Source organism: Streptomyces camelliae (assembly GCF_027625935.1).
In the GTDB taxonomy this organism is placed as follows: Bacteria; Actinomycetota; Actinomycetes; order Streptomycetales; family Streptomycetaceae; genus Streptomyces; species Streptomyces camelliae.
The window spans coordinates 6035021-6046272 of the sequence record NZ_CP115300.1 but is presented as its reverse complement, the minus strand read 5'-3'; the positions used below and the strand labels follow the sequence as shown (position 1 = coordinate 6046272).

The 11252-nt window shown below is 71.7% G+C and carries 12 protein-coding genes; 7 read left to right on the top strand and 5 right to left on the bottom strand.

Annotated features, from left to right (window positions below; genetic code table 11):
• Positions 1–41: 41 nt before the first annotated feature.
• Complete coding sequence (locus O1G22_RS27695) at positions 42–548, top strand: MarR family winged helix-turn-helix transcriptional regulator (protein WP_270083805.1); 507 nt, start codon at positions 42–44, stop codon at positions 546–548.
• Here O1G22_RS27695 and O1G22_RS27690 read toward each other — a convergent pair.
• Positions 545–1990, bottom strand: a complete 1446-nt coding sequence (locus tag O1G22_RS27690; protein ID WP_270083804.1) for an FAD-dependent monooxygenase — start codon at positions 1988–1990, stop codon at positions 545–547. The two genes, O1G22_RS27695 and O1G22_RS27690, sit on opposite strands and share 4 nt — an antisense overlap.
• Before the next feature lie 128 nt (positions 1991–2118).
• On the opposite strand from O1G22_RS27690, the gene O1G22_RS27685 reads away from it, so the two are divergent.
• Positions 2119–2751 (top strand): TetR/AcrR family transcriptional regulator, encoded by a 633-nt coding sequence (locus tag O1G22_RS27685; protein WP_270083803.1) that lies wholly within the window; start codon positions 2119–2121, stop codon positions 2749–2751.
• A gap of 194 nt (positions 2752–2945) precedes the next feature.
• Here O1G22_RS27685 and O1G22_RS27680 read toward each other — a convergent pair whose 3' ends face one another.
• The 3 genes from O1G22_RS27680 to O1G22_RS27670 are packed head-to-tail and all read right to left on the bottom strand — an operon-like array spanning position 2946 to position 5637.
• Positions 2946–3224: a hypothetical protein gene (locus O1G22_RS27680; RefSeq protein WP_270083802.1), complete on the bottom strand. Its 279-nt coding sequence runs from the start codon at positions 3222–3224 to the stop codon at positions 2946–2948.
• A 58-nt stretch (positions 3225–3282) separates the two neighbouring features.
• Positions 3283–5391 (bottom strand): 4-alpha-glucanotransferase, encoded by a 2109-nt coding sequence (gene malQ, locus O1G22_RS27675; protein WP_270083801.1) that lies wholly within the window; start codon positions 5389–5391, stop codon positions 3283–3285.
• The gene (locus tag O1G22_RS27670) at positions 5392–5637 is read right to left on the bottom strand and encodes a hypothetical protein (protein ID WP_270083800.1); all 246 of its coding nucleotides are present in this window, start codon (positions 5635–5637) and stop codon (positions 5392–5394) included.
• Positions 5638–5979: 342 nt separating this feature from the next.
• Here O1G22_RS27670 and O1G22_RS27665 point away from each other — a divergent pair, with 342 nt between their 5' ends.
• The 4 genes from O1G22_RS27665 (at position 5980) to O1G22_RS27650 (ending at position 9065) form a co-directional block, all read left to right on the top strand.
• Positions 5980–6399 carry a hypothetical protein gene (locus O1G22_RS27665; protein ID WP_270083799.1) on the top strand — a complete coding sequence of 140 codons (420 nt, stop codon included), beginning with the start codon at positions 5980–5982 and terminating at the stop codon, positions 6397–6399.
• Positions 6400–6682: 283 nt separating this feature from the next.
• Positions 6683–7750 carry a hypothetical protein gene (locus O1G22_RS27660; RefSeq protein ID WP_270083798.1) on the top strand — a complete coding sequence of 356 codons (1068 nt, stop codon included), beginning with the start codon at positions 6683–6685 and terminating at the stop codon, positions 7748–7750.
• Positions 7729–8325 carry a hypothetical protein gene (locus tag O1G22_RS27655; protein ID WP_270083797.1) on the top strand — a complete coding sequence of 199 codons (597 nt, stop codon included), beginning with the start codon at positions 7729–7731 and terminating at the stop codon, positions 8323–8325. The genes O1G22_RS27660 and O1G22_RS27655 overlap by 22 nt, the downstream gene beginning before the upstream one ends.
• On the top strand, positions 8322–9065 hold the full coding sequence (locus tag O1G22_RS27650) for an ATP-binding cassette domain-containing protein (RefSeq protein WP_270083796.1): 744 nt from the start codon (positions 8322–8324) through the stop codon (positions 9063–9065). The genes O1G22_RS27655 and O1G22_RS27650 overlap by 4 nt, the downstream gene beginning before the upstream one ends.
• 91 nt (positions 9066–9156) lie before the next feature.
• Here the strand turns inward: O1G22_RS27650 and O1G22_RS27645 are convergent, their stop codons facing one another.
• Positions 9157–9693: an HNH endonuclease gene (locus tag O1G22_RS27645; RefSeq protein ID WP_225101471.1), complete on the bottom strand. Its 537-nt coding sequence runs from the start codon at positions 9691–9693 to the stop codon at positions 9157–9159.
• 335 nt (positions 9694–10028) lie between these two features.
• Here O1G22_RS27645 and O1G22_RS27640 point away from each other — a divergent pair, with 335 nt between their 5' ends.
• Positions 10029–11135 carry a mechanosensitive ion channel family protein gene (locus O1G22_RS27640; protein ID WP_270083795.1) on the top strand — a complete coding sequence of 369 codons (1107 nt, stop codon included), beginning with the start codon at positions 10029–10031 and terminating at the stop codon, positions 11133–11135.
• Positions 11136–11252: the final 117 nt, after the last annotated feature.

The following is an 11252-nucleotide window of genomic DNA, read 5'->3' as shown; positions in this document are numbered from 1 at the left end:
ACTTTCTTGCGAGTGATCGGCCGCCGCGCGATACTCGGCGCATGACCGAAGACCGCCCTCAGCACAGGGATCCCGTCGACGCGATCATCGATCAGTGGGCGGCCGTCCGGCCCGACCTCGACACCAAGGCGATGGAGGTCTTCGGGCGGATCTACCGCCTCTCCCGCACCATGGGCGACCGCATGGAGAAGGCGTACCAGCCGTACGGCGTCTCACGCGGCGAGTTCGACGTGCTGGCGACCCTGCGCCGGGCCGGTGAGCCGTACACCCTCTCCCCGCGCCAGCTGTCGGCCACCCTCATGCTCACCACCGGCGGCATGACCGGCCGCCTCGACAAACTGGAGAAGGCCGGCCTGCTCCGCCGCTCCCCCGACCCCCACGACCGCCGCGGCCTCCAGGTGACCCTCACCGACAAGGGCCTGGACATCATCGACCAGGCGGTCGGCGCGGGTCTCGCGGTCCAGACGCAGGCACTGGCCTCCATGGACGCCGAACAGGCCGACCAACTGGCCGACCTGCTGCGGGAGTTGCTCCGGGAGTCCGACTAGACACCCGCCTGCGCCGTCAGTGCCGTCTCGATCTGCGCCGCGTCGGCCGAGTCCGCCGCCCAGGCCGCGTAGCCGTCGGGGCGCACCAGCACGGTCGTACGGCGTCCGCTCGCCCAGTGGGCCACGGTCAGCCGGCCGGCGCGGCCCGGTCCCGTCTCGTACGGCTCCGGGGTGAGCAGCACGAACCGGCCGCCGCGCAGGGCCTCGTAGAGGCGGCCGCCGCCGGCGAGGGCGACGTCCGGGACGCGGGTGCCGGTGAGGCGGTGGGCGCCGCGGGGCGCGGGGTAGCGGTAGCCGATGCCGGTGACCTGGGCGGCGACGGCGCGGCGGGCCGGGCCGACGGCGTTCAGGAACGCGGTGAGCGCGGCGCGCGCCGCGAGCGTCCAGGGGCGCTTGGCCATCGCGAGGCGGACGATCCCGCCGCTGCTGCGCAGTACCGTCCTGCCCACGGGGTGCCGTTCGGCCTGGTAGGTGTCGAGCAGCGCGGGGTCCGCGTGGCCGGCGACGACCGCGGCCAGCTTCCAGCTGAGGTTCGCCGCGTCCTGCAGGCCGGTGTTCATGCCCTGGCCGCCCGCCGGGGTGTGCACGTGGGCGGCGTCTCCGGCCAGGAAGACCCGGCCGACCCGGTAGGCCGGCGCCTGCCGTTCGTCGCTGTGGAAGCGGGACATCCAGCGGGCGTCGTGCATCCCGAAGTCCCGGCCGAGGGCGAGGCGGGTGATCTCCTTGACCTCGGCCAGGTCGAGCGGCTCGCTGTCGGGGACGTCACGGCCGCGGTGCCAGCCGATCACCCGGTGGTAGCCGTCGCCGAACGGTGCGAGGAAGGCGAACGCGTCGCCGACGGCGTTGACGGTGAGCAGGGCCGGCGGCTCCTCGGCGAGCCTGACGTCGGCGAGGACCACGGACCGGATCACCGACGTGCCCGGGAAGGGCAGCCCGATCGCGTCCCGTACGGCGCTGCGCATGCCGTCGGCACCGACGACGTACGCCGCCCGCAGGCTCTCCGTACGCCCCTCGGGCCCGCGCACCTCGACCGTGACTCCGTCCGCGTCCTGGGCGAGCCCGGTCAGCTCGGTCTCGTACCGGAAGTCCGCCCCCGCCTCGACCGCCCGCCGCTTCAGCACCTTCTCGACCTCGTACTGCGGGAGGACGAGGAGGTGGTTGAAGCGGGAGGGGAGAGCGGAGAGGTCGATGCCGAGCCGGCCGAAGAGGCGGAGGCGGTCGAGCGGCCGGCCCACGGCCTCCAGGTCGTCCGCAAGCCCGCGGGCGTCGAGCTGTTCGAGGGTGCGGGCGTGCAGGACGAAGGCGCGGGAGAGGTTGCTGGTCTTGTGGGGGCGCTTTTCGAGGACGGTGACCGGGACGCCGGCGCCGGCGAGGTCACCGGCAAGCAGCAGGCCGGTGGGGCCGGAGCCTACGACGACGACGGTGGCGGGGGTGCCGTTCATGGTGACCTCCTGATACCAACGAATGTTTGCCAACATGTGTTGGTCAACGCTTGTTGGCAACGGTAGAACCGGGTCACGGCGGGAGTCAACACTTGTTGGCCCACGCACGTTGGCCTACGCTCGTTGGCATGAACGGCAGCACGCAGAAGCACCAGGAACCAGGCCAGAGCACATGGGGCGCAGGCCAGGGCACAGGGAGCACAGGCCCGGCGCGGCGCTCCGACGCCACGCGGTCCGCCATTCTCGGCGCCGCCCGCGAGCGGTTCGCCGCAGACGGCTACGAGCGGGCCACCATCCGGGCGATCGCCAAGGACGCGCGCATCGACCCGTCCATGGTGATGCGGTACTTCGGCAGTAAGGAGGGGCTGTTCGCGGCGGCCGTCGCGCTGGATCTGCGGATGCCCGACCTCGGGCAGGTGCCGAGGGAGGAGGTCGGGCGGGCGCTCGTGGGCCACTTCCTCGACCTGTGGGAGGACAACGAGGAGCTGCGGGCCGTCCTGCGGGTAGGTGTCACCAACCAGGCCGGGGCCGAACGGATGCAGGGCATCTTCCGGGACCAGCTGCTGCCGGCGGCCCGGCAGGTGTGCCCGGACCCCGAGCAGGTCCCGGTGCGGGCCGCGCTCTGTGCCGCGCAGGTGCTCGGGCTGGCCCTGACCCGTTACGTGCTGCGGCTGCCGCCGGCGACGGCACTGACCCGAGAGGAACTGGTGGCGTGGCTGGGCCCGACCGTCCAGCGCTATCTGACCGCGCCCAGCCCCTGAACGGGCATGGGACCCGGCCTCCGAACAGGCATGGACCCCCAGCCCCTGAACAGGCACGGACCCAGCCCTGAACAGGCACCGATCCAGCCCTGAACAGGCACGAAAAACGCCGGGGGCGCCTGCTTCACCCCGGTACGGCGGATGCGCGTACCGGCGGGAGGGCAGGCGCCCCCGGCGGAAGAACCCGGGTGCGGTCAGGCCTTGGCGTCGGCCTTCGCCTTGGCGCCGGTGGCGGTGGGCTTGACGGTCCTGATCTTGGACTTGTCCAGTGCCATCACCAGACCGGCGATGACGGCGAACAGGGCGAGCGGGATCAGCACATAGAGGCCCAGCGTCTGGATGACGCTCAGGCCCTTGCCGGGGTCGTCACCGTCGTCGCGGGTCAGCGCGAGCGCGGGGGACGACATGAGCAGCATCATCAGCGTCGTACCGGCGGCCAGGGCGCCGGCGCGCAGGGCGTTCTTCTTGTCCACGATCTCAAGTTAGCGAACCACCCGGACGGCCGCGCGCCCGGGGTCCCATACGCCCCGCTCACCCGTCCCTGACCTGCGCGAAAACGGAGAGCAACGCGCGCATTCGGGGGGCGGCCGTCAGGTCCTCCAGCGGCACCGGGCGGCCCTCGCTGTCCGCGATCGGCTGCCGCCAGTTCGGGTACTGGTCCCAGGTGCCCGGCAGGTTCTGCGGGCGGCGGTCGCCGACGCCGTCCGGGAGCCAGATCCCGATCAGCCGGGCCGGGGTACGCAGCAGGAAGCGGTGGACTGCGCGGATCTCCTCCTCCTCGTCGGAGCCGGGCGGTCCGGCCGCCGGCCGGTCCAGCAGACCGAGGCTGCCGAGCAGGGCGAGCCACTCGGCGGTGTCGGCGTCGGCCTCCGCCCGCTCCTCGGCGGCCGGGCGGGCGAGCAGGCCCAGGCGGTCGCGCAGGCCGACGTGTTCGCCGGTGAGGCGGGCGGCGGTGGGCGGGAGGTCATGGGTGGTGGCGGTGGCCAGGCAGTCGGCGCGCCAGCGCTCGGGCGGCAGCGGGCGGCCGTCGCCCTCCCAGTCCCGTTCGAACCACAGCACCGAGGTGCCGAGCACCCCGCGCCGCTGCAGGGTCTCGCGCACGCCCGGCTCGACGGTGCCCAGGTCCTCGCCGATGACGACGGCCCCGGCACGGTCGGCCTCCAGGGCGAGGATCGCGAGCATGGCGTCGGCGTCGTAACGGACGTACGTGCCCTCCGTGGGCGCGCTGCCCCGGGGCACCCACCACAGCCGGAACAGGCCCATGACGTGGTCGATGCGCAGGGCGCCGGCGTAGCGGAAGAGGGCGCGCAGCAGTTCGCGGTAGGGGGCGTGGCCGGTGGCGGCGAGCCGGTCGGGGCGCCAGGGCGGCAGGCCCCAGTCCTGGCCGCGGGCGTTGAAGGCGTCGGGCGGGGCGCCGACGGACATGCCGGCGGCGAAGACGTCCTGCTGCGCCCAGGCGTCGGCGCCCTGCGGATGCACGCCGACGGCGAGGTCGTGCACGATCCCGACCGCCATCCCGGCCTCCGCCGCGACCCGCTGGGCGGTGCGCAGCTGGCCGTCGGTGAGCCAGGCGAGGCGGGTGTGGAACTCGACCCGGTCGGCGAGGTCCGCGCGGGCCCGAGCGGTCGCGGCCGAGCGGGGGTCGCGCAGCCCGTCCGGCCAGGCGTGCCAGTCGGAGCCGTGGATCTCGGCGAGGGCGTACCAGGTGGCGTGGTCGGTGAGGGCCTGGCCGTGGGCGGCGCGGAAGGCGTCGTAGGCGGCCTGGCGGCCGGGGCCGAGCGGGACGGCCACCACCGCTTCCAGGGCCTCGCGCTTCAGTTCCCACACGGCGTCCCGGTCGATGAGGGCGCCCTTGTCGAGCACGGCGGCGCGCAGCCGTCCGGCCCGCTCCAGCAGCCCGGTCAGCCGCTCGCGGTCCGCGGCGTTCTCGACGTACGCGTACTCGGGGATGTCCTCGATCCGCAGGTGCACGGGGTCGGGGAAGCGGCGGGAGGAGGGGCGGTACGGGGAGGGGTCGGTGGGGGCGCCCGGTACGGCCGCGTGCAACGGGTTGACCTGCACGAATCCGGCGCCGGCGGTCCGCCCGGCCCAGCCGGCCAGCTCGGCCAGGTCACCGAGGTCGCCCATGCCCCAGGAGCGGCGCGAGAGTAGGGAGTACATCTGGACGAGGAGGCCGTGGGAGCGGCCGGCCGGGGTGGGCAGCCGGTCGGGGGCGACGACGAGGTGGACGCGGCCGGTACGTCCGTCGGGGGCGAGGGCGGTCAACCGGTGGACGCCGAGCGGGAGTTCACCGACCCCGTCCCACTCGCGCTCCTCCCCCTGCTCGGTCTCGACGGTGAGCCGGGTGCCGGCGGGCAGTGCGGCGAGGGCGGCGGGTGGCGGGGCGCCGGTCCAGTGGACCAGCGTGGGTGGCAGCAGGCGCTCGCGCAGCTCGCGTTCCCGGGCGGCGAGGGCGGTGCGTACGACGTCCGGGGCGCCCGCGCCGATGTCGGCGCCGAGGGCGGCCAGCGCGGCGGCCACGGCGGAAGCGGGGATCGGGACGGTACGACCGGGGGCGGGGCTGTAGGAGACCGCGACCCCGTGCAGCTCGGCGAGCCGGGCCAGCTGCGGCTCGGCAGGCTCGTCGTGCGCCTCGGTCATCTACAGCCCCGGGCCGAAGGAGTCCGGGACGGGGTCGGACTCGCTGGTCAGCGGGGCGGTCTCGGCGAGCGGGGGTTCGCTGGTCAGGGGCTCGGCGTCGGGCAGCGGCGGTTCGCTGGTGAGCGGTGCCTGGGCGCAGGTGCTCTCCGAGCTGAAGACGCACGCGGGCGCCTCGCCGGTCGCGGCGGCGGGCTCCGCCAGGGGTTTCCACTGGGCCGGGAGCGTCAGTCGGGCCGGTGCGGGCACGGGGGTCTCCTTCGTGTTCGGCAGGCCGGTCGGATGGTGGGGCTTTGAACGGGTTACGGCAGGCCTACCCCGCGACGGCGTCCGCACACCTTGGTTATCAAGGGCAATATGGGTCAACTTGATGCACTCTCTTGACAACAAAACAGGCAAAATGCCGCGCGCAAAAAACAAAGAACATGACGGTCGAGCAAACGAAAACTTGACCTTCCGTGGAAGGAGTCGATACCTTTCCGTCGCGGGTCAAGAGCCCTTAACCGCACGGGGGATGGGGGGTGTGGGGGGTGTGTTTTCCTGTCTTCACGAGCGCCTGCCCCGTGCTTCGAAAGAGAAGGAACGGAAAAAATGAAGCGCAGCGCGCGTATTTCCATGGTCACCGGCATGACGGCGATGATCACTCTCGCCCTGGCTCCCATCGCCGAGGCCAACTGGAGCAGCTCCATCACCGGCGCCAGCGTGGGCTTCGAGTCCCGGCGCTGGTCGGACGAGCTGTACTCGCAAGTCCTCTTCACCGGCTGCACCACCGACGGCTCGAAGAGCACTGACGTGCAGATATGGAACGACATCGCGTTCCAGCCCGACGAGTCCTACGACAACAAGACGTTCACCGCCTGCTTCAGCGGCGGCACCAGCAACGGTGAGTGGACCGACCTGCCGTCCGGCATGCGGGACTACTACTTCCAGATCATGAAGATCGGGGGCTCCACCTTCGGCCCGCAGCTGAGCGTGCGCTCGGTTTCGGTGGACACCACGAAGGCCGACTGACGATGCAACCCGGAGGGATGCCCCGTCGAGGGCATCTCTCCTCGGCCGACAAGTGGCTCGGTGAGACTCGATGAATTTCAGCACCGCCCTGCGCAGCGGAAGCGTACGGTGGGCCGCACTGCCCGTTCTCCTATTGACAGCTCTTTACTATGTCGTCGGTGAAACGGCCCCCCTTTCAAGTTATTACCATTACGCGCCGACCATTGTCGCAGAGCCGCTGAAGACTCTTTATGCACTGGCCTACGCGGTGGCCGCCGCACTGGCCTGCTGGGAGAGCGGCCGCTTGAAAAGCGCACGGGTATGGGCGCTGGCACCGGCCCGGTCGCGCTACCGGATCGCGGCGAATGCCCTCGCTCCGGTGATCGTGCTCGCGTGGCTGGTTCTGCTGCTCCCCGCGGCGGTCTCCCTCGCGCGGTCGGCGACGATGCCCAGCCTCGACAGCCTGCGGCTGCCCCTCGCCGCGATGGTGTTGTGCGTCGCGCACGCCGTCCTCGGATTCGCCGTCGGCTGCTGGGTCCCCCGGATCATCGCCACGCCGATCCTGGCCGTGGCCGACTGGATCGCCGTCGCCTTCACCAGGTCGGTACTGCCCTACTGGCCTCGCCATGTCTCCGGGCAGTTCGGCACCTTCGGTTTCGGAGAGGTGCCCGACTTCGTCACGGTGGCAGTGCCCGTGCTGCTGGCCGGCGGCACAGCCGTCGGGCTGATCATCCTCTGGCTGCCCTACGGATGGCGGGTGCTGCGGATCGCGCTCGCGGCCGTGGTCGCCGTGGGCGGTGCCCTCGGGGCCTACCGCATGTCCGCCGACTGGCCGGCGACGCCGCCCCTCACCACCGGGAACGTGGCGATGACGTGCGCGGGCAGCGCGCCGCGCATGTGTGTACCGGAGTTCAACGCGCCGTATCTGCCCCAGGTCCAGCGCGACACCGCGAAAGCCCTGACGGAGCTGCGGGCAGCCGGGGCGACCTCGGCGCGGCCCCGTCTGATCACCGACGCCTACGTCGACGGACGCCGGCAGAAGCCGTCCACGGACGCGGTGTGGCGCATGATGCTGACCCGTCCGGTGCCGCGGGGTGATGCCGTGTACCAGGTCGTGGTCCGTGCCCTGCATTTCCGCTGCAAGCAGGTCGACGTCCGCACCGCCCACACCGCCTGGTTGTGGGGAGCCGCGAGGACCGGCCAGGAGAAGGCGTACGAGATGCGCCGGGTGCAGGAGGGCCTGGACCCCGTGGCCCGGCAGGTGGAGAAGCAGGTCCGGGCGGATGTCGACCGCGTGCTGGCCGAGCCGCGGGCCGAGCAGGCCGAGTGGATCAGGCGGACGCTCGACACATGCGAGGCGAAGACGTCGTGAGGTGGTGGTTCAAGGCCCGCAAGGGGCACACGCTGCTGCCGCTCTCCCTGGCCGTCTTCGCCGCCGCCCTGTACGCGGTGCAGGACACCACGGTGCTGCTGCCGTCGATCGTCGGCAGCCCCCGGGTCGCGCTGTCCCTGTTCGTCCCCGTGCCGCTGCTCGCCTTCCTGATGGCGATGCTGGAATCACGGCTTCCCGCGGCCGAGACCTCCGGTGTGCGCTCCACGACCCTGCTCGACAACACGCTCGTGATCGCGGTCATGGCCGCGGCGGTGCTGTGCAGCGGTGCCGTCGCCGCCGTGCAGGGAGCGGCCGCTGCCATGACCGGGGGCCGCAACGCCCTGTTCCTGACCGGCCTGATGCTGCTCGGGCGGGCATGGGCCGGCCAGGCGGCGGTGATGTTCCCCGTGGGTTGGCTGGTCACCGTCGTGGTCGTCGGGTTCCGCGGGAACGTCCCGCACGTCTGGACCGTCATCGCGCTGCCCGCGGACGACCCGTTCGCGGCAGGCGCCTCACTGGTGGTGTTCGCCGTCGGCCTCGCCGCCCAGATCCGCTCGTCGAGGAAAACAGCGTGACACTCACACTCGCCAATTGCACCTACGGCTACCGGCGCTGGAGGCAGCCGGTCCTGCGGGACTTCTCCTACGCCCTGCCGGAAGGCCTCACGGTGCTGCTCGGCCCCAACGGTGCCGGCAAGTCCACGCTGCTGAAGCTCGCGGCCTCGGTGACCCGGCCGCAGAAGGGGCAGGTGGCCCTGGACAGCGCGCCGGCGGGCACAGCGGCGTACCGGCGGGCCGTGGCCTGGATGCCGCAGGACATCGTGCCCGTGCCCACGCTCACCGCGCGTGAGTACGTGGCCTACATCGGCTGGCTCAAGGGCATGAACCGCGCCGACGCCTGGAAGCAGGCCCGCAAGGCCCTGTCGCGCGTGGATCTGGCCGACAAGTCCGACGCCCGTACGAGCCGGCTCTCCGGCGGCCAGCTGAGGCGCGTCGGTGTCGCGGGGGCGCTCGTGCACGGAGCCCGGGTCCTGCTGCTCGACGAGCCCACCGCCGGGATGGACCCGTACCAGCGCCGGGTCTTCCGCGACATCCTGCGCGGACTCACCGGCGACGTACGGGTTCTGCTGTCCACGCACGACGTCGCCGACCTCGCGGAAGAGGCGGACCACGTCACGGTCATGCACGGGGGTGCGATCCTGCACCACGGGAACACCGACGCGTTCCTGACCCACACCCCGCCCGGAACCGTCGAAGGACGCGCGGCCGAGGCGGCGTACACCGCACTGCTGAGAAGCCGCGGCGTCGCCGCCTGACCTCGCGTGGGCACCGTCGGGGGGCCGTCCGGGCCACATGTCCACGACATGCGGCCCAGCACGGTGAGGGCGTACGCAGAGGCCCGGATCGTCAGGCTGAGATGCCGTCGATCCGGGCCATGGCATCGTCCGCGCCGTACGGCTGCAAGTAGGGCAGCCAGCGCGGGTCCCTATGCCCGGTGCCGATGATGCGCCAGGCCAGTCCGGTGGGCGGAGCCGGTTTGTGCCGCAGTCGCCAGCCCAGCTCGACGAGGTGGCGGTCGGCCTTGACGTGATTGCAGCGGCGGCAGGACGCCACCACGTTGTCCCAGACGTGTTTGCCCCCGCGACTGCGCGGGATGACGTGGTCGACGCTGGTTGCGACGCCACCGCAGTACATGCACCGGCCCCCGTCGCGGGCGAAGAGCGCACGGCGGGTGAGAGGAACGGGCCCCCGGTAGGGAACCCGTACGAATCGCTTGAGCCGGACCACGCTGGGTGCGGGGACTGTGACGGTCGCGCTGTGCATATAGGCGCCAGATTCCTCCAAGGCGACTGCCTTGTTCTCCAGTACGAGGACGAGCGCGCGGCGGAGCGGTACGACGCCGAGCGGCTCGTACGACGCGTTGAGGACCAGGACATGCGGCACGGGGGCCTCCTTGGGCGTCGGCGGCGCGTGGCTCGCGCCGGGACGATCTGCAGTCAGTCTCCCCTCATGCCTGGTGAACGCGCCACCATGTCCCGGTAACGGGCTGGGAGTGTTTTCGACCACACCCGATACATCCCCAGGCGCACGCCCTGTTCAAGCCAGGGTGAGCCCGGTCTCTCCTGTGCCTCTCCTTGGCGGATCCGGAGGGGTCACACACAATGCCCCGTTAGTGTGGTGGTCATGTCCGTCCGGTGATCTTTTCGTGACCTTGAAAGTCCGTGAACCCCTTGACCGCCCCGCCGGTACGGACCGCGCAGCACCTGGAGGTACCTGCCGTGTCGTCCTTGCCCGTCGTCCTGCTGGCCGCCGGTGCGTCGCCGACCCCCTCTCCCTCGGGGTCGACGGAACCGGCCGTTCCCTCGCTCCAGGACGCTCAGCAGAGCGCGACGAACGCGGCGAGCTGGGTCGAGCAGAACTGGTCGACGTGGCTCGCGATGGGTCTGCAGATCCTGCTGATCGTGGTCATCGCGGTCGCCCTCAGAGCGGTGGTGCGACGGGCGATCACCAAGCTGATCGACCGGATGGCCCGGACCGCGCAGGCCGTGGACGGCACCGCGCTGGGCGGGCTGCTGGTCAACGCCGAGCGGCGCCGGCAGCGGTCGGCGGCGATCGGCTCCGTGCTCCGCTCGGTCGCCAGCTTCCTGATCATGGGTACGGCGGCACTGATGGTGCTGTCCACCTTCAAGATCAACCTGGCCCCGCTGCTGGCGTCGGCCGGTGTGGCCGGCGTGGCGATCGGTTTCGGCGCGCGGAACCTGGTCACGGACTTCCTGTCCGGCGTGTTCATGATCCTGGAGGACCAGTACGGCGTCGGTGACGTGATCGACGCGGGCGTCGCGACCGGCGAGGTGATCGAGGTCGGGCTGCGCGTGACCAAGCTGCGCGGTTCGGACGGCGAGATCTGGTACGTCCGCAACGGCGAGGTCAAGCGCATCGGCAACCTCTCGCAGGGCTGGGCGACGGCCGGGGTCGATGTGACCGTGCGCTCCGGTGAGGACCTGGACAAGGTCAAGGAGACCCTGGACGTGGTCGCCGAACACATGAGCAAGGAAGAGCCCTGGAGCGAGCTGCTGTGGGGCCCGATCGAGATCCTCGGCCTGGACTCGGTGCTGATCGACTCCATGGTCGTCCGGGTCTCGGCGAAGACGATGCCGGGCAAGGCGGTGTCGGTCGAGCGCGAGCTGCGCTGGCGGATCAAGCGGGCCTTCGACGAGGCGCGGATCCGCATCGTGGGCGGTGCGACCTCGGTGGAGGACGCGGAGGACACCCCCGACCCGACGGCGTCGGTCGCGGCCCCGTCGGCCTTCTCCAACGCGGACTCCGCACAGGCGAAGGCGACGGCACCGATCGCTCCGCAGCAGTCGGCTCCGCCCGGGAAGTAGCGGAACGGTTCAGCACGCTCGTTCGAGTGAACAGGTGGGGCATTCCGGCGCGGAGGGCGTCCGGGGTGCCCCATCGTTCTGCCGGGGCGCCCCACGCGGGCTTAGCCTGGCATCAGT